Genomic DNA, 21,381 nt, shown 5'->3' with positions numbered 1-21,381 from the left:
GCGGTATCGGTGCCGCTGCGCCTGCAAACATTCCCACCTCAACTGAGATATGAAAGGAAATATGATGAAACATCACACCCTGATCGCCACGATGCTCGCCCTTGCCGTGTCCGGCCTGGGCACCGCGCAGGCGCAGTCGAATCAAACCGGCATGAACGCGACGTCGTGCCAGGACATGATGAAAGGCATGAACATGAAGGGCATGGACATGAAAAACATGGATGCCAAGTCGTGTCAGGACATGATGAAGGGCATGGACATGCACCAGGCAAACAAAGGGAGCAAGATGGCCCGCCACGAGGCCGTCGGCACGGTGAAATCCGTCGACCCGGCCGCGGGGACCGTGACGCTCGCACATGGTCCGGTCAAGAGCCTGAACTGGCCGGCCATGACGATGGGCTTTGCGGTCAAGGACAAGGCCCTGTTCGACAAACTTTCGGTCGGCAAGAAAGTCGACGTCGAGATCGTGCAGCAAGACGACAAGTACGTCATCACGGCCGTGAAGTAAGCGTTGCAGGCACGACGGATGATCGGTATGTGGCATCGTCCGTCGCACATGGCTCCGCCGCGGCGCTGTGGCGCCTGCGAACACTATCTACATCGACAAACACGCGACATGCCTAGAGGCGTGCGGAATCCTGGAAGAGGTGACCAGTCTACGAACCTTCAAGGAGAAAGATTATGAACCAAAATCAGTTCCAATCGTGTATCCAGGCCTGTTATGAGTGCGCCCAAGCATGTGACACCTGCGCCGCAGCCTGCCTTCAGGAGCCGGATCCGAAGATGATGGCTCGCTGCATTGAACTGGACAATGAATGTGCAGCAATTTGCCGCCTGGCCGCCCAATTCATGAGCCGGTCTAGCGAGCACGCAACGCAAGTCTGCCAGCTGTGCGCCGAGATCTGCGAGGCTTGTACAGAGGAGTGTGCCCAACATCAGGCGCAGCATTGCCAGGATTGCGCAGCGGCTTGCCGCCGGTGCGCACAGGAGTGCCGGAGTATGGGGCGGTCCGCTTCCGCCGGCCAGATGTCGGCTGGCTCGCAATCCACTTCCCACTAAAGAAAACGGAAGACCGATAAAGGGGAGGACCCAGGATCTGCCGACACTGTTTGAGCTAGGCGGCAATGGCAATGAAGACTTACAACGTCCTCTTCCTTTGCACTCGCAAAATGCAAAAAGCGAGTTCATCGAAAGTACTGTTGTAACCTTCACCTCGCCGCCGCACTAGCCCAACTTATAACTGTTCAGGACGAGAAACGCCGTGTAAACTTCTAAGCTACAAGGAACGACACATGAGCATTCTCACCATCGGCTACGAAGGTCTCGACATTGAAAATTTTCTAACACTGCTCAGACTGGGCAATGTGGAGACTGTAGTCGACATTCGCGAACTGCCGCTTTCTCGCAAAAAGGGTTTCTCGAAGAACGGGCTCCGCGAAATCCTCAACACCAACGGCTTTGCTTATCAGCATATTTCCGAGCTCGGATGCCCAAAATCGATACGCGATCAATACCGTCTGGACGGTGACTGGCAACGCTACAAGAAAGATTTCAAACGCTACCTCGCAAGTCAAAGCGAAGTAATTTCCCAGCTATCGGAGATGGCAGAGAATGCTCACTGCGCACTTTTGTGTTTCGAGGCCAACTACCGCATGTGTCACCGCAGCCTCGTTGCCGATGCCGTTCAACATGCGAGTGGCATTGAAGTAGAACACTTGCAAGCCAGTGCGCTCAAAACAGAGGTACCTGCGATCCGACACATGAAGCCGGCTTTGGCGGGTAGAACAAACTGATAATGAGCCATTGATGCTGGAAACGATGGATGTTTCCCATCATGAACAACAGATCTTTCTTCCCAAACTCCTGCTCGAGTTTCGCACGGAACTGGGCCTCCCATTGCGTCCCGTAGGTCCTCTTGCATGTGCGGTAAAGCATACCGACTTCCCAGTCGACGATCTTATGCTTATACACTTGCTCGCCGTCTGGGGTGTCACAGACATAGTGATAGTAGAAATCGAAGGGCAACTTTTCCAGCAGTTTCAGTTGTTTCCGCTCTTCATCTTGAGAAAACAAGTTTCCCTGGCTTTGCTGTTGAATCAGCTTAGCCATCTCTTCTTCTGTCCAATTCGGGTTATCGACAGGGGAAATTTCCAGTTTGACTAAGCGCTTCGGACGCAACAGTGCGAGGCTAATGTCCTGTAGCTCACGCGCGGTGTCCAAAGTCGTGAAGCTGTCGAACATCGGGAGCATTTCCCACCAAGGGCGACGCGAAGCCCAGCCATTCGCTGTAGGAATCTTGTTGCCGACTTCGATCGTGTCAACGTAGACCTTGTGACTTTCGGGTCTGTGATCGGCCGGTGACTTCTCGATTCGTACAGTAATCCATTGCCATTTTTGAAATTGCTGGTTTTCGGCAACCATACGAAATGGAACAGGGTACAGCCGCCGGGCTTCACCATGCTCATTAATCCCAGCAACGCAGGATGTCTCCGTGTGCTTAGCGCTAGGAGAAGGGTAAGTTTTCGCCAGAATGAGGATGCGTTCGACTTTGGTCGCCATAGCCACAATATCTGAAGTGTTGATCAGAAATCTTCCTTGCCTGTTCGATATCTTAACGCCATTTTTGGACTTATAGCAGAAAAGCAATATTTGTCGCTCCAAAAATCATATTGGAGCCAACAGTCTTCGAAAGGTGGAAACAAAGATGAGGGTCTCACTCAGCGAATGCCGGTGAGCCGGAGCAGCTGTGATCTTGCGTATAGATCAGCAGCAAGGCTTTGTAGAGGGGGGCTTAAACGTAGAGAAAGCCAGGACTGAAGCAGTCTTAACCCACGTCGTTTCCTCAAATAATGCATGAGGACACGGCGCGGGTTGTCAGGATCTTACGCTCTTAGAACAAAAACTTCTCGGACATCAACATTGATCTGTCGAAATTTGACAAACTTGCCGCGCATTTGACAAACATAATCTGACTTTGACAGACATAATTTGATCTTGTCAGGTGCCGGGACCTGCGACGCGCCGCTTATTCCACGGTAACCGACTTCGCCAGATTCCGCGGCTTGTCCACGTCCGTACCACGCGCCAGCGCCGTGTGATACGCCAGCAACTGCAGCGCCGCCACGTGCAGGATCGGCGACAGCAGGCCGTAGTGCTCCGGCAGACGGATCACGTGCAGGCCTTCGCCCGAGATGATCTGGGTATCGACGTCGGCGAATACGTACAGCTGGCCGCCACGGGCGCGCACTTCCTGCATGTTCGACTTCAGCTTTTCCAGCAGCGCGTCGTTCGGGGCGATCGTCACCACCGGCATCTCTTCCGTCACCAGCGCCAGCGGGCCGTGCTTCAGTTCGCCGGCCGGGTAGGCTTCGGCGTGGATGTACGAGATTTCCTTCAGCTTCAGCGCGCCTTCCAGCGCGATCGGGTAGTGGATGCCGCGGCCCAGGAAGAGGGCGTTTTCCTTGCGGGCGAATTCCTCGGCCCATGCGATCACCTGCGGCTCCAGCGCCAGCACGGACGACAGCGCGACCGGCAGGTGACGCATCTGCTTCAGGTAGTTCGCTTCCTGCTCGTCGGTCAGGCGGCCATTCACCTGGGCCAGGGTCAGGGTCAGCAGGAACAGTGCGGCCAGCTGGGTCGTGAAGGCCTTCGTCGACGCGACGCCCACTTCGACGCCGGCGCGGGTGATGTACGCCAGCTTGCACTCGCGCACCATTGCGCTCGTGGAGACGTTGCAGATCGTCAGCGTGTTCGTCATGCCGAGGCTGCGCGCATGCTTCAGCGCGGCCAGCGTGTCGGCCGTTTCGCCGGACTGCGAGATCGTCACGACAAGGGTGTTCGGGTGCGGGACGCTGTCGCGGTAGCGGTATTCGCTGGCGATCTCGACGTTCACCGGCAGCTTGGCCACCGACTCGATCCAGTACTTGGCCGTCAGGCCCGCGTAGTAGCTGGTGCCGCAGGCCAGGATCAGCACGCGGTCGATTTCCTTGAACACGCGGAAGGCCTGGTCGCCGAACAGTTCCGGCATGATGCCCGTCACGCCTTCCAGCGTGTCGCCGACGACGCGCGGCTGTTCGAAGATTTCCTTCTGCATGTAGTGGCGGTACGGGCCCAGCTCGGCGGCGCCGGTGTGGGCGTGCACGGTCTTGACTTCGCGCTCGGCCGGACGGCCTTCGGCATCGACGATCCAGTAGCGGGCCAGTTGCAGGTCGACGACGTCGCCTTCTTCCAGGTAGATGATCTGGTCGGTGGTGCCGGCCAGCGCCATCGCGTCGGAGGCGACGAAGTTTTCGCCTTTGCCCAGGCCGACGATCAGCGGCGAGCCCTGGCGGGCGGCCACGACGCGGTGCGGCTCTTCGCGGCAGAACACGGCGATCGCGTAGGCGCCGTGCAGGCGCTTGACGGCCTGCTGCACGGTGTCGAACAGGTCGCCGTTGTACATGTGGTCGACCAGGTGGGCGATGACCTCGGTGTCGGTCTGGCTCTGGAACACGTAGCCCAGGCCGGTCAGCTCGGCGCGCAGCTCGTCGTGGTTCTCGATGATGCCGTTGTGGACGAGGGCGATGCGCGCGTCGTCGCTGTTCGGCGAGAAGTGCGGGTGCGCGTTCTTGGTGGCCGGCGCGCCGTGCGTCGCCCAGCGGGTGTGGGCGATGCCCGTGAAGCCTTGCAGGTGGGTTTCCTGGATTTGCGCTTCCAGATCGGCCACGCGCGACGTGCTGCGCGAGCGCGCCAGGCGGCCGTCCACGTGCAGCGCCACGCCGCAGGAATCATAGCCGCGGTATTCGAGACGCTTCAGGCCTTCGATGAGCACTGGGGTGATGTTGCGTTGGGCGACTGCGCCGACGATGCCACACATGGGAAACCTCCGAAATCGATTAATCCATGCACTGTAGAGTAGAGGAAACGAAATATGCTTTCTAAGTGCACCTCATTTTGATAGATAATTTCACCGTACATTCGACATGAAATATCCTTTCATTTTTCTCGATATATTTTACTTATATGACACAAGAGGCTCCAAACCTTGACGATCTGGATCGTCGCATCCTGAACATCCTGCAGGTTGATGCCTCGCAGACCAATGCGGAATTGGCGGAATTGGTACACATTTCGCCGCCGACTTGCCTGCGCCGTGTCAAACAGCTCAGGGAGAACGGTGTTATCGAGCGGCAAGTTGCGATCGTCACGCCGGACAAGGTCGGCGCGCGTCTCTCCGCCATCGTCGAGATCACGCTGGACGTGCAGGCCGCCGACCGCATGGCGGAGTTCGAGCGGGTGGTGGCGGACGAGGCTGCCGTGCTGCAGTGCTACCGCGTGTCGCCCGGACCGGATTTCGTGCTCGTCGTGCAGGTGGCCGACATGCCGGCGTATCACGCCCTGGCGCACCGCCTGTTCACCACGCACAGCAATGTGCGTAACGTCAAAGCCTACTTCTCCACATTCCGCAGCAAGTTCGAAACGCGTATCGCCGTCTAACGTCCTGTGGATAACTCTGTGCGCTTATTCCTGGCGCATCGACAAGCCAGTAGCGCCATCTCCCGCCACAGGCGTATTTCACTGGGTTTCTGAAACGATCAGGCCCGCCGGAATAACGCGGCGGGCCTGTGGATGACTTTGTGGATGATATTGTGGACGGGCAGTTGACATCCCTGTGCACAGGCAGTGGACCAGGCTGTGATTACCCTGTGTTTATGCCGTGGATTGCCTGTGCGTATATGGTGGACAAGCTTATTTCTTGACCTTGACCGGACGCGTCCAGTTCTCGATCGTCAACTGCTTCGGACGCGAGATCGTCAGCTTGCCGGCCGGCGCATTCTTGGTCAGCGTGGTGCCGGCGCCGATCGTCGCGCCCTTGCCGACCGTGACCGGGGCCACCAGCTGGCTGTCGCTGCCGATGAAGGCTTCGTCTTCGATGATCGTGCGGAATTTATTGGCACCATCGTAATTGCATGTGATCGCGCCCGCGCCGATGTTTACGCGCGAGCCGACGTCGGCATCGCCCACATAAGCCAGGTGGTTCGCCTTGCTGTGCGCGGCGACCTTGCTGTTCTTGATCTCCACGAAATTGCCCACATGGACGTCCTCGCCCAGCTCGGTGCCCGGACGCAAACGCGCATACGGACCGATGATCGATTTTTCGCCCACGACGGCGTCTTCCAGGTGGCAGAACGGCTTGATCTGGGCGCCTGCGGCGACGGTCGCGTTCACGAACACGCTGTGGGCACCGATCGTCACACCGTCGCCGATGACTACGCGGCCCTCGAACACGCAGCCGACGTCGATGGTGACGTCGCGTCCGCAGACGAGTTCGCCGCGCACGTCGATACGCGCCGGATCCATCAGGGTCACGCCCTTTTCGAGGAGGGCAATGGCGATGTTCAGCTGGTGACGGCGCTCGAGCTCGGCCAGTTGCACCTTGCTGTTCACGCCGGCCACTTCCCATTCGGCCGACGGCTGGGCCGACACGACCGGTACGCCGGCCCCGACGGCCTGGGCGACGATGTCGGTCAGGTAATATTCGCCCTGTGCATTGTTGTTCTTCAGCGAGCCGAGCCAGGACGTCAGGTGACGGGTCGGAATGACCATGATGCCGCTGTTGATTTCCTTGATGGCACGCTCGGCTTCATTCGCATCCTTCTCTTCGACGATGCGCACGATGTTGCCGTTCTCGCGGACGATGCGGCCCAGGCCGAACGGGTTCGCCTGTTCGACCGTGAGGATCGCCAGCTTGTCGTCGCCGGCGGCGTCGACCAGGCGGCGCAGCGAGGCCGCCGTCGTCAGCGGCACGTCGCCGTACAGGACGAGCGTCGGCGCGTTCTCGTCGATCTGCGGCAGGGCCTGCATCACGGCGTGGCCGGTGCCCAGTTGCGGTTCCTGCAGGGCCGTATCGATCGCGACGCCGCCCTGGGCGGACCAGGCTTCAACCGCACTCGGCACCGCTGCGCCGCCGTGCCCGTAAATCACGCATAATTTACTCGGGCTCAGGCTGCGCGCCGTATCGATAACATGTTGCAACAGCGGCTTGCCGGCCAGTGGATGCAAGACTTTCGGCAGTGCGGATTGCATGCGCTTTCCCATGCCGGCGGCGAGGATGACTACGTTCATAGGCCGTTCTCAAAACGAGTTAAAAAAGATGAAAAAGTTTAACACGCCCCCTACCGTGTTCCTGCGGGTACGCATGCTGTTCCTGATCGCCTTCGTGGCGCTGCTGAGTGCGTGCAGCGCCATCCGGTTCACCTATAACCACGGTGACACGCTGCTGTACTGGTGGTTGAACGCGTATCTCGATCTCGACAGCGACCAGTCCGACTGGGTCAAGAAAGATATCGACAAGCTGTTCCAGTGGCACCGCACGACGCAGCTGCGCGATTACGCCGGCCTGCTGACCAAGATGCAGCGCCAGCTCGGCGACGGCAATGTCACGCAGGACGAATTGCTGTCCGACTACCGCGACGTCAAGGCGCGGACGGAATTGCTGGCCTTTAAAGCGCTGCCGGATCTGGCCGACCTGGCGATGTCGATCAAGCCGGACCAGATCGCGCAGATGGAAAAGAAGTTCGCGAAAAATAACGAAGACTTCCGCAAGAAATTCATGAGCGGCAGCGTCGAGGACCAGCATAAAGCCCGCTATAAAAAGGCGATGGAACAGCTCGAATTGTGGTTCGGCAGTTTCAGCCGCGACCAGGAAGCGGCACTCCGCAAGGCGTCCGATGCACGCCCGCTCGACAACGAGGTCTGGCTGCAGGAACGCGTATTACGCCAGAAAAAAATCATCGCGCTGCTGCAGCGTATTCAGCGCGACAAGCTGAACAAGGAACAGACGATGGCGGCGATCCACGACCTGCTGCGCGACTTGTTCGACCGCATGGATGCGCCGGAGCGCAAGGCATTCTTCGACGCCTATGTCGACAACACGTCGAAATTCATCCTGACGGCGATCCGCCTGACGACGCCGGACCAGAAAGCCCATGCGCAGAAACGCATGCAAGGGTGGATCAACGACTTTAACGCTCTCGCGGCCGGGAAATAAGATGCTATATTCCGCGCCATGCAAAAAAAGAAGTCCGCCCCTAACTACGCCCGCCGCCCGGGCCCGCCGCAGCAAGTCCGCATCATCGGCGGCGCCTGGAAGCGCACCCCGCTGCCCGTCCTCGATGCGCTGGGCCTGCGTCCGACCCCCGACCGCGTCCGCGAAACCGTCTTCAACTGGATCAACCACCAGATGACGGGCGACTGGGACCGCGCCGACTGCCTCGACCTGTTCGCCGGCAGCGGCGCCCTCGGCTTCGAGGCGGCCAGCCGCGGCGCGCGGTCCGTCACGATGATCGACACCGTCGGCCCCGTCGTGCGCCAGCTCGAACTGATCAAGGACAAGCTCAAGGCCGATAACGTGCGCGTGCTGCGTGCCGACGCCCTGGCCGTGGCGCGCGACTTCATCCAGCGCGGCCAGCGTGTCGACGTGATCTTCCTCGACCCGCCGTACCAGCAGGATTTCCTGGTCCAGGCCCTGCCGCTCTGCGCGCAACTGCTGAACGAGGGCGGTCTCGTGTATGCCGAATCGGGCGAGCGCCTGCCGTTCGCGGAGACGGATGAGGCGGCCGAGGATGTCCCCGAATGGCTGCAGCCCTGGCAACTGGTCCGCGCCGACAAGGCCGGCATGGTGCACTACCACTTGTTAAAGTTGCGTTAAAACACCGCTTTTCTGCGCAAAACTGCTTAAACAATAAGCAAAAGAGGCCCCACCCCGGGGCGGCTGCCGAAATTTCAGGCATAATGCGCGTCTATTCAGGTGCATTCTCCAGGGAGCCGCAATGGTTGTAGCCGTTTATCCAGGAACTTTCGATCCGCTCACGCGCGGCCACGAGGATTTGGTGCGTCGCGCATCGGGTCTGTTCGACACCCTGGTGGTCGGGGTCGCCGACAGCAAGAACAAGCGCCCCTTCTTCTCGCTCGCCGAGCGCCTGGAAATCGCCAACGAAGTGCTGGGCCATTATCCGAACGTGAAGGTCGAAAGCTTTTCCGGCCTGCTCAAGGATTTCGTTCGCCAGCACGATGCACGGGTGATCGTGCGCGGCCTGCGCGCCGTGTCCGATTTCGAGTACGAGTTCCAGATGGCGGGCATGAATCGCTACCTGTTGCCCGACGTCGAAACCCTGTTCCTGACGCCGTCCGACCAGTACCAGTTCATCTCCGGCACCATCGTGCGCGAGATCGCGATGCTGGGCGGCGACGTATCCAAATTCGTGTTCCCCTCGGTCGACCGCTGGCTGCAAAAGAAAATCGCCGATATGGCGGCCGCACCGAAAGCCTGAGGTCATATTTAGTCATGGCATTACTGATTACCGACGACTGCATCAATTGCGACGTGTGCGAGCCCGAGTGCCCGAATGACGCAATCTCGATGGGCGCGGAGTTCTACCAGATCGATCCGCATAAATGCACGGAATGCGTCGGCCATTTCGATGAGCCGCAATGCCAGCAGGTGTGCCCGGTCGCCTGCATTCCGTTCAATCCCGAATGGCGCGAAACGCGCGAACAGCTCGAGGCGAAATACGAACGCCTGACTGCCGAAAAGGCCAAAGTGGCCTGATCGCACAAGCCGGCCTGCGCCGGCTTTTCTTTTGGCGGTCCGCCATCCGCTACGCCTCATCCAATGATTGCATGCACAATAGATTCATTCATTATGCATACAATCATTATCCACGTTCCAAAACACAACACTTTTCGTGCACTGCATTGGTGCGCAACAACGGCACGTCTTCGTTCGCGGGCCGATGTTGCCCGAGGCCGGGATTGTGCTCTTGCAGCATTGAAATAGTTTTGAGTCTCTAATTTTGCCAAACACATCGGTGCTATATTTATCTTGCAAAATTAGCACGCCCATTCTTTTTTTTGGACGGAGAGACTCACAATAATGATTAGAAATATGAGTATCGGCCAACGTCTGGCCATCGGGTTCGGGGTCGTCATTGCCTTGCTAGTGCTGCTGGCGGGGCTGTCATACGTCAGGATTGCCAGCCTGAACAAGGAAATGGAGACCCTGGTCAAAGTGCGCTATGCGAATACCGTCGCGGCCAACCATATCAAGGAGGACGTGAGTGAAGCGACCCGCAGCATGCTCAACGTCCTCATCATGACCGATCCGGACCAGATCAAGAAAGAGCTGGCGAACACGGAAGCGAGAAGCGCCAGCGCCACGGCCCAGGTCGCCGAGCTGGCCAGGAGCACGGGCGACGCCGAGGCCGCCGACATCCTGAAAGCGCTGGCCACCATCCAGAACAAATTCCTGCCGGCGCAAACGGCATTCATCAAGCTCGTCAACGAAGACCGCAAGGACGAGGCGATGATGAAATTCATGTTCTCGCTGCGCCCCCAGCAAACCCGCTATTTCGAACAACTGGACAAATTCGTCGCCTGGCAAAACGCCGCGATGCACCAGGCCGGCGCCGACACGGCCGCCGTCACGCAGCGCACGCAGATGCTCATTCTGGCGCTGACGACGATCGCGGCCGGGCTGTCGCTAGGCGTCGCATGGTTGGCCACGCGCAGCATCACGCGGCCGCTGGGCCAGGTGGTGGAGATCGCCCGCCGTGTCGCCGACGGCGATCTCACGAGCGCCATCGCCGTCGACAGCCGCGACGAGGCAGGCCAGATGATGGAAGCGCTGCGCCACATGAACGCCAGCCTGATCCGCATCGTCGGCGAAGTGCGCACGAGCACGGAATCGATGTCCTGCGCGTCCGGTGAAATCGCCACCGGCAACCAGGACCTGTCGACGCGCACGGAATCGCAGGCCATGTCCCTGGCGCAAACGTCGAGCTCGATGCGGGCGCTGACCGGCACCGTGCAGCAGAATGCAGACAATGCGCGCCAGGCGAATCAACTGGCGGCCCAGGCGTCGGAGGTGGCGGCGCGCGGCGGTTCCGTCGTCGCGCACGTCATCGAGACGATGGGCTCGATCACGGCGTCGTCGAAAAAGATCGTCGACATCATCGGCGTGATCGACGGTATCGCTTTCCAGACGAATATCCTCGCCCTGAATGCCGCGGTCGAGGCCGCGCGTGCGGGCGAGCAGGGACGCGGCTTTGCCGTCGTGGCCTCCGAAGTGCGCAGCCTGGCACAGCGCTCGGCCGCGGCCGCCAAGGAAATCAAGCTGCTGATCGGCGATTCCGTGGACAAGGTGCAGGAAGGCAGCACGCTCGTCGAGCAGGCCGGTGTGACGATGGCAGAGGTCGTCGAAAGCGTGCGCCGCGTCACCGACATCATGGGTGAAATCAGCGCTGCCAGCCTCGAGCAGAGCGCCGGCATCGCCCAGGTCAGCCAGACGATCGTCGCGATGGACGAGACGACCCAGCAGAACGCTGCCCTCGTCGAGCAGGCCGCAGCCGCCGCCGCATCGATGCAGGAACAGGCGCAGCGCCTGGCGCGCGCCGTCAGCGTGTTCAAGCTGCAGAATGTCCAACCTACCCTGGCGCTGGCCGCGGCCTGAACGGCGGCCACGATGTTGACAACGATAGCTTTCCCACCAAGGAGACAACCATGACTACCCGTAAATTTGCCATCAAGGGCCTGCTCGCAGGCGCCATTCTCACCCTGGCCGCCAGCCTGCCGGCCATCGCCGCCGTCGTCGACGTGAACGGCTACAAGTTCGACGACATGACGAAGGTCGCCGGCAAGGACCTGAAACTGAACGGCGCCGGCATGCGCACCAAATTCATCGTCAAGGTCTACGCGGCCGGCCTGTACCTGCCGGAGAAGAAGAACAACACGGCCGAGATCCTGAAGGAAGAGGGCCCGCGCCGCGTGACCCTGCAGATGGCGCGCGACATCTCGTCCGAGGATTTCGGCAAGGCCTTCATGGATGGCCTGAACGAGAACATCGACAAGGCGGAAAAACAGCGCATCGTGGCCCAGATCAGCAAGATGGGCGAGCTGTTCGCGTCCGTCGACGGCCTCAAGAAGGGCGACGTGCTGCACCTGGACTGGATTCCGGGCACCGGCACCCAGGCCGAGCTGAACGGCAAGAAGCTGGGTGGCCCGATCCCCGACGTCAACTTCTACAACGCGATCCTGCGCATCTGGCTGGGCGACAAGCCCGTCGACCGTTCGCTCAAGCCTGCGCTGCTGGGCGACGCCAAGTAATCCACTCGTTTTTCCCCGAAACGCGGCCCCGGGCAACCGGCGGCCGCGTTTTTTTTCGCCCCTCATTTTTTGACTGCGCATGACCCGGATTTTTGGATGAGGTGGGGTGCCAACCGGCACGTCGATGCCTCTGGCGGCTCGTCCATTCGACAGAATCGAAAGTTACCTTAACTCATCGATATGAACTGACCAATCATGAACTTCGCTTATTTTTCGTTGATATATGCTACAACTACAGTGAATCCATCTATATCTTATCATTAGACACTGTATTTCGAGTGCCACTTGACCAATTCATCGATATTCTTCATCTCTCATCAATATGATTCCTTCCTCTGCGAAATAGTCGCCAACTCATCAATTCATGAATCATCGATTTTTTGATACGACGTTCATTTAGAAACCAATTGTTAAATGAAATGGGCAAAAAGACGCCTGACAACTCGAGCGACCACGAGTTACCGGCGGCGGGTAAGAGTAAGGGCGAAAAAAAAGCGGCGCCCGGTTATCCGGGCGCCGCTTTCGGGAAAGAAGCTGTGTAAACTAGACCGTAAGGATCAGTGCGATCCCACCGCTGCGGCCTGGGCACGCTGCCTGCGTGCCGCCAGTTCGCCCTTCGTCGGGCGCGGGCGCACCACCAGCACCAGCGCGCGGACGATGCCGACCAGCAGCGGGCGGAAGAACATCAACACGCCGCCCAGCAGGGTCAGCTGGACCATGCACAAGAGCAAGTGGGTGAAGGGCAGAGCCAGCACCGGGGTCTGGAAAAGGGTGTCGGAGAAGGACATGGGAAGACTAAGTAACAAGCTGATCTATTCGTTCGATGTCACTATAGTGCAACGCAACATATAAATCTAATTACACTTGGTAATAGCTATTATATTGATCGTGAATGGAAATCGGGTACACTTACCGTACCGATAAACCATTTACTGCCAGTCCTGAACGGAGTCCCATGAGCTTCCTCACGCTTGATCTGAACCTGCTCCGCGTCTTCGACGCCGTCATGACCGAGCAAAACCTGACACGCGCCGCCGGTCACCTCGCGATGACCCAGCCGGCCGTCTCGAACGCCATCAAACGCCTGCGCGAAAGCCTGGGCGACGAATTGCTGATCCGCACGGCCTACGGCGTGAAACCGACGCCGCGCGCGGAGGCGCTGTGGCCCGCCGTGCGCCAGGCGCTGGCCGCGCTGGAAGCGGCCGTGATGCCGGAAACCTTCGACGTTTCCAAGGCCCAGGCGACGTTCCGCATGGCGATGGCCGACGCCACTGCCGCCCTGTGGCTGCCTTCTCTGGTGCGGTCGATCGAAAAAGAGGCGCCGGGCGTCAACATCCGCATGGTGCCGCTGACCACGCGCGAACCGCGGCCGATGCTGCTGCGCGGCGACATCGACCTCGCCGTCGGCTTCTTCCCCGGCGTTGCGGCCCAGCTGTCGTACGAAACGGGTTCGCCGATCCGCCACGAGCGCCTGTATTCGGGAGAATACGTCGTCGTGATGCGCAAGAATCACCCGCTCGCACAGGGCACGCTCTCCCTCGACGATTATTGCAAGGCGAACCACCTGCTGGTGAGCTTCTCGGGCCGCGCCCACGGCCTCGTCGACGAAGCGCTGGCGCAGCTCGGCCGCGAGCGCCGCATCCTGTTGACCGTGAACCAGTTTTTCACGGCCGGCCGCGTGGTCGCGAACTCCGACCTGGTGACGGTGTTGCCGAAGCACCTGATCGCGTCGACCGGTGCGGCCGAACAACTGATCTGGCGCGAGCTGCCGTTCCAGCTGCCGGCCGTGCACCTGGACATGCTGTGGCACGAACGCGACGGCCGCAGTCCAGCCCACCGCTGGCTGCGCAAGAACCTGGAAAACCTGTCCGCCTCGGCGCAAAAGATGCTTCCGCAAAAGTCGGAAACGTCGGAAAAGATGGAAAAGATTGCCTGAAGATACAACGCCCTGCCTGCCAGGGCGTTTTTCATTTGATGGGCAGCTTGGTCGTGTTCTTGACTTCTTCCATTACCGCATACGTGTGCGTCTCGCGCACGCCTTTCTGCAGCAGTGTCTTGCCGAGGAATTCGCGGTAAGCTGCCATATCTTTCACGCGCGCCTTGACGAGGTAATCGAACCCGCCGGCCACCATGTGGCATTCGAGCACTTCGGGAATCAATTGCACGCTCTGCTTGAACGCGTCGAAGACTTCCGGGGTGGTGCGGTCCAGCACCACTTCGATGAACACCAGCAGCGACACATCCAGCAGCTGCGGATTCAACTGGGCCGTATAGCCCATGATGTAGCCGGACTCGTGCAGCTTACGTACGCGCTCGAGGCAGGCGGCGGGCGACAGGTTGACCCGTGCGGCGAGCTCGACGTTGCTGATACGCCCGTCGCTCTGCAGTTCGGCCAGGATTTTCTTGCTGATCTTGTCCAGCATGTGCTCTCTCTCCACTATAAATATTATTTGGTGAAATTCTCTCACCAAAAACTATCTATTGCTAGTCTTCTGTAAAAACAGAATTAATCCAGAAGATTTCCTTCTACAATCGAATCATTGATCCGCACTCCAGACCGGCGTTTGCCGGTGCTCGTCCTCATCCATTTTTTCCTGACCGTTCATGAACATTGCCGCCTTCCCGGCTTCCACCTACGTCCCTTTCGACGCCCTGCAGGCCGAAACCCGCCGCGAACGGACGCCGCTGCGTGCCGCGATCACCGCCGCCTACCGCCGTGACGAGGCCACCGCGGTGGAATGGCTGCTGGCCCAGGGTGCCTGCGCCAACGCCGACGCCTACATGCTGGCGCACCGACTCGTGTCGGCCGTGCGCGAAAAACGTACGCGCTCATCGGGTGTGGATGCACTGATGCACGAATTCTCGCTGTCGTCGGAAGAAGGCGTCGCACTGATGTGCCTGGCCGAAGCGCTGTTGCGCATCCCCGACACGGAAACGGCCGACCGCCTGATCGCCGACAAGATCAGCAAGGGCGACTGGAAAAAACACCTGGGCGAATCGCCGTCGCTGTTCGTGAACGCCGCCACGTGGGGCCTGCTCGTCACCGGCAAGCTCGTGTCGTCCAGCAGCGAGAAGGGTCTCGGCGCCGCGCTGACCCGCATGATCGCCAAGGGCGGCGAGCCGCTGATCCGCAAGGGCGTCGACCTCGCGATGCGCATGCTGGGCAACCAGTTCGTCACCGGCCAGACGATAGCCGAAGCCTTGAAGAACAGCATCGAGAACGAAACCCGTGGCTACCGCTATTCCTATGACATGTTGGGCGAAGCGGCGCTGACGGAATCCGACGCCGACAATTACTATGCCTCGTACGAAGCGGCCATCCACGCGATCGGCAAGGCCTCCAATGGCCGCGGCATCAAGGACGGTCCGGGTATCTCGATCAAGCTGTCGGCCCTGCATCCGCGCTACAGCCGCGCACAGTACGCCCGCGTGATGGGAGAACTGCTGCCGCGCGTGCGTAACCTCGTGCTGCTCGCCAAGGAATACAACATCGGCATCAATATCGACGCCGAGGAAGCGGACCGCCTGGAAATCTCGCTGGACATGCTGGAAGCTCTTGCTTTCGATCCATCTTTGGCCGGCTTCGAAGGCATTGGCCTGGTCGTGCAGGCGTACCAGAAGCGCTGCCCGTTCGTGATCGATTTTGTCGTGGACCTGGCCCGCCGCAGCGGCCGCAAATTCATGGTCCGCCTCGTCAAGGGCGCGTACTGGGATGCAGAAATCAAGCGCGCCCAGGTCGACGGTCTGCCGGGCTATCCGGTGTACACGCGCAAGATCTACACGGACGTGTCTTACCTCGCATGCGCGCGCAAGCTGCTCGCCGCGACGGACGTGATCTACGCCCAGTTCGCCACGCACAATGCACATTCGCTGTCCGTGATCTACACGTGGGCGAAGGCCGACAACGTCACCAATTACGAATTCCAGTGCCTGCACGGCATGGGAGAAACCCTGTACGACCAGGTCGTCGGCAAGGAGAATCTCGGCAAGGCCTGCCGGATCTACGCGCCGGTCGGTTCGCACGAGACGCTGCTCGCCTACCTCGTGCGCCGCCTGCTGGAAAACGGCGCCAATTCCTCGTTCGTGAACCAGATCGTCGACGAGAGCGTGCCCATCGACACCCTGCTGGCCGATCCGTTCGAAGCCGCGCGCGCCGCGCACTGCCTGCCGCACCCGCGCATTCCGCTGCCGTTGACCCTGTTCCCGGACGGCCGCCGCAACTCCGCCGGCCTCGATCTCGCCAATGAACACGTGCTGGCCGAACTGGCCGCCGATCTCGGTACGCCGCGCCATTACGTGGCCGCACCGCTCGTCGACGGTCCCGTCGCCGCGGCCGGTGCGCTGAACATCGTGAATCCCGCGCAGTCGGCGGACATCGTCGGCCAGGTGACGGAGGCGATCACCGCCGACGTCGATACCGCGCTGCAGGCCGCCGTACACGCCGCGCCGGGCTGGGAAGGCGTCGGCAATGCGGCACGCGCCGATATCATCGCCCGCGTCGGCGATCTGTTCGAGCAATATCGCGGCGAACTGATGGCCCTGGCCGTGCGCGAAGCGGGCAAGTCTCTGCCGAACGCGATCGCGGAAGTGCGCGAAGCCGTCGATTTCCTGCGCTACTACGCGGCCGAGATCCGCAATGCACCGGAAGCGCGCGCGATGGGCCCGGTGACGTGCATCAGCCCCTGGAACTTCCCGCTCGCAATCTTCACAGGCCAGGTCGCGGCCGCGCTGGCCGCCGGCAACGTCGTGCTGGCCAAGCCGGCCGAGCAGACGCCTCTGATCGCCCACCGCGCCGTGCAGCTGTTCCACGAAGCGGGTGTGCCAAAAGGCGCGCTGCAACTGCTGCCGGGCCGCGGCGAGACCGTCGGCGCCGCGTTGACCGCCGATGCGCGTGTCAAAGCCGTCATTTTTACGGGCTCGACGGAAGTTGCGCAATTGATCAACCGGACGCTGGCGGCCCGTTCCGCGCAGGAAGGCGCCGACATTCCGCTGATCGCCGAGACGGGCGGCCAGAACGCGCTGATCGTCGATTCGTCCGCATTGCCGGAGCAGGTCGTGCAGGATGTGCTCAGTTCCGCATTCGACAGCGCCGGCCAGCGCTGCTCCGCGCTGCGCGTACTGTTTTTGCAGGAAGATATCGCGGATAAAACGATCAAGATGCTCAAGGGTGCGATGCAGGAATTGCGCGTGGGCGTGCCGGACCGTTTATCCACCGACATCGGCCCCGTCATCGACAAGGAAGCCCAGCAAAACCTGCTCGGCCACATCGAGCGCATGAAGGCGACGGCCAAGCAGCATTTCTCGCTGGTCTTGCCGGACGTGTTGCTGTCGCAGGGGACGTTCGTGCCGCCGACCATGCTCGAGATCGGCTCGATGAGCGAACTGAAGCGCGAAGTCTTCGGCCCCGTGCTGCACATCGTGCGCTGGCGCCGTTCCGAGCTGGGCAAGGTCGTCGACACGATCAACGCCACCGGCTACGGCCTCACGCTGGGCGTGCATTCGCGCATCGACGAGACGATCGAATTCATCACGACGCGTGCCCACGTCGGCAACATCTACGTGAACCGCAACATCGTGGGCGCCGTCGTTGGCGTGCAACCGTTCGGCGGCGAAGGCAAATCCGGCACCGGTCCGAAGGCCGGCGGCCCGCTGTACCTGAAGCGCCTGCAAAAGGATGCGGCGCCGCTGCTGCGTCACGCACGCCGCAGCAATAACGCGCTGGACGGCCTGCTTGCCTGGGCGTGCGCGAACGGCCATGGCGACATCGCGAACCTGGCGCACGGTTACATGGAAACGACCCTGGACGGCGTGCGCATCGACTTGCCGGGCCCGACGGGCGAGCGCAACCAGCTCGATTTCGTTCCGCGCGGCACCGTCCTGTGTGCGCCGAATGGCACGGCGAGCCTGCTGAACCAGCTCGCGGCCGCGTTCGCGACGGGCAACCGCGCGCTCGTGCTGACGGAAACGCTGCCCGCGTTGCCGATCGCCGTCAAGGAACACGTGCGTTTCATTACCGCGCAGGAACTGGATGGCAGCGACTTCGCCATGGCCCTCGTCGAGCAGGGTCTCGCCGGGGATCTGCAGGCGCGGCTGGCGGCCCGTCCGGGCGCGATCGTCGGCATCGTCGACACCCGCTTGGGCGAACCGGTGGCGTTGTGGCGCCTGGTGGCGGAACGCGCCTTGTGCGTCAACACGACCGCGGCAGGAGGTAACGCAAGCCTGATGACGCTCGGTCTGTAATCCGGGTCCTGATGGCTGCGACGCCGCGGTAGTAGGTTCTTGACCTGCGCCGCGGCGTTTTGTTTTTGAAGATGTTTTTTGTAGGTTTAACCTGGAGGCAGACATGTTGATAGGCGTACCAAAAGAAATCAAAAACAATGAATTCCGGGTGGGCCTGACGCCCCCCAGCGTGCATGAACTGGTCGCGCGCGGCCATCGGGTCATCGTGCAGACCGGCGCCGGTGCTGGCATCGGGTTGACGGACGAGCAGTACACGGCCGCCGGCGCCACGCTCGTCCCGTCGGCGCAAGAGATCTTCGCGCAGGCCGACATGGTCGTGAAAGTGAAGGAACCGCAGCCGCAGGAATGCGCGATGCTGCGTCCGGGACAGATCCTGTACACGTATCTGCACCTGGCGCCGGATCCGGAGCAGACGGCGGCCCTGGTGAAGTCCGGTGCCGTGTGCATCGCGTACGAAACCATCACGGGCCCGGGCGGCGGTTTGCCGCTGCTGGCGCCGATGAGCGAGGTGGCGGGGCGGATGTCGATCCAGGCCGGCGCCAGCCACCTGGAAAAATCGAAGGGCGGCGCCGGCATCCTGCTGGGCGGCGTGCCGGGTGTGGCGGCGGGACATATCGTGATCATCGGCGCCGGCGTCGTCGGCACGAATGCATTGCAGATGGCGGTCGGCATAGGCGCGCGCGTCACCGTGCTCGACAAGAACGTCGACCGCCTGCGCCAGCTGGACCTCGTCTACGGCAACCGGATCTCGACCCTGTATTCGAACGCGCACGCGATCGAGGAAGCGGTGTTGTCTGCCGATCTCGTCATCGGCGGCGTGCTCGTGCCCGGTGCCGCGGCGCCGAAGCTCGTCACGCGCGATATGGTGTCAAAAATGAAAAAAGGGGCCGTCATCGTCGACGTGGCAATCGACCAGGGCGGCTGTTTCGCGACGTCGCATCCGACCACGCACGCCGATCCGACCTTTGTCGTGGACGGCGTTGTTCACTATTGCGTGGCGAACATGCCGGGTGCGGTGGCCCGCACGTCGACATTTGCGCTGAACAACGCGACGATAGCCCACGCCGTGGCGCTGGCGAACAAGGGCTGGCGGCAGGCGCTGCGCGATGACGTCCACCTCAAGAATGGCCTGAACGTCTGCGAAGGCAAAGTCACCTACGCGGCCGTCGCGAAGGATCTTGGCTACGACTACGTGCCGGCGGATACCCTGCTGGCCTGAGTGACGCCCGCTTTTTGCCAACCCAGGCAGAACTGCCTGACGATGTGAAAGGCATACCGCGCGGCGACGGATTTCACGAAACGCATGAAATCCGTCGCCGCGTGTTCGTTGGCGTTGTCGGAAATCGTCCGGATCACGCCGAACGGGATACCCAACTCGAAACAGGCTTGCGCGACCGCGGCGCCTTCCATCTCCACCGCCAGCAGACCCGGCAATGCCCCATTCAACGCGTCCAGACGGCCCTTGTCGCTCACGAACTGGTCGGCGCTGGCGATCAGGCCTCGATGCAGCCGCGGCCCGCTGAGCGCGAATACGGCCCTTTCCCCGGGGTCGACGGCAAGCGCGAAGTCGTCTTCCAGGAAGCGGTGCGCCGCATCCGCCAGCTGCAACGCCATGTGGTGGTCGGACAGGAAGTGCGTCAAACCCGTCAGCGGCACTTCGTAGCGGGGGAACAAAGGACTCGCATCCATGTCGTGCTGGACGAGCGATTCGGCCACGACGATGTCGCCGACACGGATCGAAGCGTCTCCAGCGCCAGCCACGCCCGTAAAGAGGATGTGGGTAACACCGAACTTCTCCACAAGCGTGGCGGTCGTCAGTGCCGCTGCAACCTTGCCTATACGCGATAAAACGCACACAGCGTCGATTTCCCACAGTCGTCCGACAAAGTACTCGCGCATGCCGTGCGTGAGCTTGTAGGGCCCTTCCATGGCCTCCACGAGCCCCTGCTGTTCTTCGTGCAGCGCGCTGATGATCCCTAATCGCATGTTTTCAGCCTGTTCTGGATGGTTGACGAACGGTTTTGGCGGCTTGTTCACGCTGTTCCCGCTGTTTTTGTATTAATAAAACAAAGATATATATAAAAAATGGTAGTGATAGTAAACGCGTGCCTAGCTGTGGATAAGACGAAATTTGTCTACAGCGTCAACGGTTTACGTGCTCGCGGAGCGGCTGGACAAGCATTGTATCGATGCTGAACCGATGTTGGACAAAAACCAGGCGAGCAGAAAAACCGGTTGTTCTGCACATCTGCTCCTGTGGATATGCAGGGCTTTTTCCACAGCCGAGCCGATTTTGTCTGCCGCCAGGACGTTCGCGGGTTGCGAACGCTGTTCTGGATGCGACCTGGGCATCACGTTCTTCCTGTAGACAAACGGCAGTCGAGCAGTGGTTGCGTCAGCTTTTTTGGATGCGACGGCGTTCAGGTTCTTTTTTTTTTGGCAGACAAAAGAGCGTTCGCGTCGTGCCTGCTTCACCGTCGATCGCTGCCAGGCGAGTTGTCCTTCTTTAGTTAACTTGGATAGAAAGAAAGGATAGTAATGATAGTAAACGCCGGCCGAACTGTGGATAAACGGGATTTTTTCCACAAGCTCAAGGGTTTACGTGCGCCGAAAGCGGTCGAACAAACCTTGTTTCTGTCGAGGACCAAAACTGGAAAAAAAATTCGAGATCGACTTTCGTGGCAGTTCCACACATTCGATCCTGTGGATATTCAGCAGCTTATCCACAAAAGGCCCGGAAACAGGGAGTTTGGGGGCCGCCGGCAGCTGGCCTGGTCGACGTCGAGCAGGTGTTGTGGTCATGAACGCATCCGGAGTCGGTCGATTTTTTTTGTTGAGCAGAACGATGTCGGGATCGACGACGAAAAATTTTTTTTTCGACAGGGCCGCAGCTTTCAAGGCGGCTCGTCAGGTTTACAACCAAAAGCTTGTATACAGAATAATGGTAATAGTTAACGGTGCCACTCTTCTGTGGATAAGCCGGGTTTTTTCCACAACATC

The 21,381-nt window shown here is 60.4% G+C and carries 21 protein-coding genes; 13 read left to right on the top strand and 8 right to left on the bottom strand.

The genetic code is table 11. The features are described from left to right. The first annotated feature begins 64 nt into the window (after nucleotides 1–64). The 3 genes from QPK29_RS27065 to QPK29_RS27055 all read left to right on the top strand — a co-directional run bounded on the left by QPK29_RS27065 (nucleotide 65) and on the right by QPK29_RS27055 (nucleotide 1,793). A complete protein-coding gene (locus tag QPK29_RS27065) occupies nucleotides 65–508 on the top strand; it encodes a copper-binding protein (protein ID WP_371770506.1) in 444 nt (147 codons plus the stop codon). Nucleotides 509–681: 173 nt separating this feature from the next. Further along, entirely contained in the window at nucleotides 682–1,059 is a 378-nt protein-coding gene (locus QPK29_RS27060; RefSeq protein ID WP_371770505.1) for a four-helix bundle copper-binding protein, read from the top strand. Nucleotides 1,060–1,292: 233 nt separating this feature from the next. Then, on the top strand, nucleotides 1,293–1,793 hold the full coding sequence (locus QPK29_RS27055; protein ID WP_371770504.1) for a DUF488 domain-containing protein: 501 nt from the start codon (nucleotides 1,293–1,295) through the stop codon (nucleotides 1,791–1,793). On the opposite strand, the gene QPK29_RS27050 is transcribed toward QPK29_RS27055, so the two are convergent. Together QPK29_RS27050 and glmS are read right to left on the bottom strand one after the other, a co-directional pair. Next, entirely contained in the window at nucleotides 1,732–2,559 is an 828-nt protein-coding gene (locus tag QPK29_RS27050) for a hypothetical protein (RefSeq protein ID WP_371770503.1), read from the bottom strand. The two genes, QPK29_RS27055 and QPK29_RS27050, sit on opposite strands and share 62 nt — an antisense overlap. 466 nt (nucleotides 2,560–3,025) lie before the next feature. Further along, nucleotides 3,026–4,855 (bottom strand): glutamine--fructose-6-phosphate transaminase (isomerizing), encoded by a 1,830-nt coding sequence (gene glmS, locus QPK29_RS27045; RefSeq protein WP_056133766.1) that lies wholly within the window; start codon nucleotides 4,853–4,855, stop codon nucleotides 3,026–3,028. A 146-nt stretch (nucleotides 4,856–5,001) separates the two neighbouring features. Between glmS and QPK29_RS27040 the strand changes: the two genes are divergently transcribed. Then, complete coding sequence (locus QPK29_RS27040; protein WP_056133769.1) at nucleotides 5,002–5,475, top strand: Lrp/AsnC family transcriptional regulator; 474 nt, start codon at nucleotides 5,002–5,004, stop codon at nucleotides 5,473–5,475. A 252-nt stretch (nucleotides 5,476–5,727) separates the two neighbouring features. Here QPK29_RS27040 and glmU read toward each other — a convergent pair whose 3' ends face one another. After that, nucleotides 5,728–7,104 (bottom strand): bifunctional UDP-N-acetylglucosamine diphosphorylase/glucosamine-1-phosphate N-acetyltransferase GlmU, encoded by a 1,377-nt coding sequence (gene glmU / locus QPK29_RS27035; protein WP_056133771.1) that lies wholly within the window; start codon nucleotides 7,102–7,104, stop codon nucleotides 5,728–5,730. Between the two features lie 28 nt (nucleotides 7,105–7,132). Between glmU and QPK29_RS27030 the strand changes: the two genes are divergently transcribed. The 6 genes from QPK29_RS27030 (at nucleotide 7,133) to QPK29_RS27005 (ending at nucleotide 12,141) form a co-directional block, all read left to right on the top strand. After that, nucleotides 7,133–8,029: a DUF6279 family lipoprotein gene (locus QPK29_RS27030; RefSeq protein WP_056133774.1), complete on the top strand. Its 897-nt coding sequence runs from the start codon at nucleotides 7,133–7,135 to the stop codon at nucleotides 8,027–8,029. Nucleotides 8,030–8,047: 18 nt separating this feature from the next. Further along, complete coding sequence (rsmD, locus tag QPK29_RS27025; RefSeq protein WP_371770502.1) at nucleotides 8,048–8,689, top strand: 16S rRNA (guanine(966)-N(2))-methyltransferase RsmD; 642 nt, start codon at nucleotides 8,048–8,050, stop codon at nucleotides 8,687–8,689. Nucleotides 8,690–8,810: 121 nt separating this feature from the next. Beyond that, on the top strand, nucleotides 8,811–9,311 hold the full coding sequence (gene coaD / locus QPK29_RS27020; protein WP_036237176.1) for a pantetheine-phosphate adenylyltransferase: 501 nt from the start codon (nucleotides 8,811–8,813) through the stop codon (nucleotides 9,309–9,311). Between the two features lie 14 nt (nucleotides 9,312–9,325). Continuing rightward, nucleotides 9,326–9,589: a YfhL family 4Fe-4S dicluster ferredoxin gene (locus tag QPK29_RS27015; protein WP_371770501.1), complete on the top strand. Its 264-nt coding sequence runs from the start codon at nucleotides 9,326–9,328 to the stop codon at nucleotides 9,587–9,589. 336 nt (nucleotides 9,590–9,925) lie between these two features. After that, nucleotides 9,926–11,488 (top strand): methyl-accepting chemotaxis protein, encoded by a 1,563-nt coding sequence (locus QPK29_RS27010; RefSeq protein WP_371770500.1) that lies wholly within the window; start codon nucleotides 9,926–9,928, stop codon nucleotides 11,486–11,488. A 50-nt stretch (nucleotides 11,489–11,538) separates the two neighbouring features. Next, entirely contained in the window at nucleotides 11,539–12,141 is a 603-nt protein-coding gene (locus QPK29_RS27005) for a chalcone isomerase family protein (RefSeq protein ID WP_056133785.1), read from the top strand. A gap of 557 nt (nucleotides 12,142–12,698) precedes the next feature. Here QPK29_RS27005 and QPK29_RS27000 read toward each other — a convergent pair. Then, nucleotides 12,699–12,929, bottom strand: a complete 231-nt coding sequence (locus tag QPK29_RS27000) for a hypothetical protein (RefSeq protein ID WP_056133788.1) — start codon at nucleotides 12,927–12,929, stop codon at nucleotides 12,699–12,701. A gap of 167 nt (nucleotides 12,930–13,096) precedes the next feature. On the opposite strand from QPK29_RS27000, the gene QPK29_RS26995 reads away from it, so the two are divergent. Next, a complete protein-coding gene (locus QPK29_RS26995) occupies nucleotides 13,097–14,077 on the top strand; it encodes a LysR family transcriptional regulator (RefSeq protein ID WP_056133791.1) in 981 nt (326 codons plus the stop codon). A 31-nt stretch (nucleotides 14,078–14,108) separates the two neighbouring features. Here QPK29_RS26995 and QPK29_RS26990 read toward each other — a convergent pair whose 3' ends face one another. Further along, on the bottom strand, nucleotides 14,109–14,564 hold the full coding sequence (locus QPK29_RS26990; RefSeq protein ID WP_036171419.1) for an Lrp/AsnC ligand binding domain-containing protein: 456 nt from the start codon (nucleotides 14,562–14,564) through the stop codon (nucleotides 14,109–14,111). A gap of 181 nt (nucleotides 14,565–14,745) precedes the next feature. Here QPK29_RS26990 and putA point away from each other — a divergent pair, with 181 nt between their 5' ends. Further along, the gene (gene putA, locus QPK29_RS26985; protein WP_371770499.1) at nucleotides 14,746–18,381 is read left to right on the top strand and encodes a trifunctional transcriptional regulator/proline dehydrogenase/L-glutamate gamma-semialdehyde dehydrogenase; all 3,636 of its coding nucleotides are present in this window, start codon (nucleotides 14,746–14,748) and stop codon (nucleotides 18,379–18,381) included. 103 nt (nucleotides 18,382–18,484) lie between these two features. Then, the gene (ald, locus tag QPK29_RS26980) at nucleotides 18,485–19,600 is read left to right on the top strand and encodes an alanine dehydrogenase (protein WP_371770498.1); all 1,116 of its coding nucleotides are present in this window, start codon (nucleotides 18,485–18,487) and stop codon (nucleotides 19,598–19,600) included. Here ald and QPK29_RS26975 read toward each other — a convergent pair. The 3 genes from QPK29_RS26975 to QPK29_RS26965 all read right to left on the bottom strand — a co-directional run bounded on the left by QPK29_RS26975 (nucleotide 19,570) and on the right by QPK29_RS26965 (nucleotide 21,279). Then, nucleotides 19,570–20,418: a 5'-methylthioadenosine/adenosylhomocysteine nucleosidase gene (locus tag QPK29_RS26975; protein ID WP_449821132.1), complete on the bottom strand. Its 849-nt coding sequence runs from the start codon at nucleotides 20,416–20,418 to the stop codon at nucleotides 19,570–19,572. The two genes, ald and QPK29_RS26975, sit on opposite strands and share 31 nt — an antisense overlap. A 114-nt stretch (nucleotides 20,419–20,532) precedes the next feature. Beyond that, nucleotides 20,533–20,967, bottom strand: a complete 435-nt coding sequence (locus QPK29_RS26970) for a hypothetical protein (RefSeq protein WP_371770497.1) — start codon at nucleotides 20,965–20,967, stop codon at nucleotides 20,533–20,535. Nucleotides 20,968–20,979: 12 nt separating this feature from the next. Continuing rightward, nucleotides 20,980–21,279, bottom strand: a complete 300-nt coding sequence (locus QPK29_RS26965; RefSeq protein ID WP_371770496.1) for a hypothetical protein — start codon at nucleotides 21,277–21,279, stop codon at nucleotides 20,980–20,982. Nucleotides 21,280–21,381 lie beyond the last annotated feature (102 nt).

Origin of the sequence: Massilia orientalis, from assembly GCF_030411975.2 — a bacterium.
GTDB lineage: Bacteria > Pseudomonadota > Gammaproteobacteria > Burkholderiales > Burkholderiaceae_D > Telluria > Telluria orientalis.
The sequence above is the reverse complement of the archived record's forward strand: the minus strand, read 5'-3'. Positions and strand labels throughout refer to the sequence as shown.

Excerpts from the sequence above, each read along its gene's own strand:
- QPK29_RS27065 (WP_371770506.1), top strand. The coding sequence starts at position 65 with ATGAAACATCACACCCTGATCGCCACGATGCTCGCCCTTGCCGTGTCC.
- QPK29_RS27060 (WP_371770505.1), top strand. The coding sequence starts at position 682 with ATGAACCAAAATCAGTTCCAATCGTGTATCCAGGCCTGTTATGAGTGC.
- QPK29_RS27055 (WP_371770504.1), top strand. The coding sequence starts at position 1,293 with ATGAGCATTCTCACCATCGGCTACGAAGGTCTCGACATTGAAAATTTT.
- QPK29_RS27050 (WP_371770503.1), bottom strand. The coding sequence starts at position 2,559 with ATGGCGACCAAAGTCGAACGCATCCTCATTCTGGCGAAAACTTACCCT.
- glmS (WP_056133766.1), bottom strand. The coding sequence starts at position 4,855 with ATGTGTGGCATCGTCGGCGCAGTCGCCCAACGCAACATCACCCCAGTG.
- QPK29_RS27040 (WP_056133769.1), top strand. The coding sequence starts at position 5,002 with ATGACACAAGAGGCTCCAAACCTTGACGATCTGGATCGTCGCATCCTG.
- glmU (WP_056133771.1), bottom strand. The coding sequence starts at position 7,104 with ATGAACGTAGTCATCCTCGCCGCCGGCATGGGAAAGCGCATGCAATCC.
- QPK29_RS27030 (WP_056133774.1), top strand. The coding sequence starts at position 7,133 with ATGAAAAAGTTTAACACGCCCCCTACCGTGTTCCTGCGGGTACGCATG.
- rsmD (WP_371770502.1), top strand. The coding sequence starts at position 8,048 with ATGCAAAAAAAGAAGTCCGCCCCTAACTACGCCCGCCGCCCGGGCCCG.
- coaD (WP_036237176.1), top strand. The coding sequence starts at position 8,811 with ATGGTTGTAGCCGTTTATCCAGGAACTTTCGATCCGCTCACGCGCGGC.
- QPK29_RS27015 (WP_371770501.1), top strand. The coding sequence starts at position 9,326 with ATGGCATTACTGATTACCGACGACTGCATCAATTGCGACGTGTGCGAG.
- QPK29_RS27010 (WP_371770500.1), top strand. The coding sequence starts at position 9,926 with ATGAGTATCGGCCAACGTCTGGCCATCGGGTTCGGGGTCGTCATTGCC.
- QPK29_RS27005 (WP_056133785.1), top strand. The coding sequence starts at position 11,539 with ATGACTACCCGTAAATTTGCCATCAAGGGCCTGCTCGCAGGCGCCATT.
- QPK29_RS27000 (WP_056133788.1), bottom strand. The coding sequence starts at position 12,929 with ATGTCCTTCTCCGACACCCTTTTCCAGACCCCGGTGCTGGCTCTGCCC.
- QPK29_RS26995 (WP_056133791.1), top strand. The coding sequence starts at position 13,097 with ATGAGCTTCCTCACGCTTGATCTGAACCTGCTCCGCGTCTTCGACGCC.
- QPK29_RS26990 (WP_036171419.1), bottom strand. The coding sequence starts at position 14,564 with ATGCTGGACAAGATCAGCAAGAAAATCCTGGCCGAACTGCAGAGCGAC.
- putA (WP_371770499.1), top strand. The coding sequence starts at position 14,746 with ATGAACATTGCCGCCTTCCCGGCTTCCACCTACGTCCCTTTCGACGCC.
- ald (WP_371770498.1), top strand. The coding sequence starts at position 18,485 with ATGTTGATAGGCGTACCAAAAGAAATCAAAAACAATGAATTCCGGGTG.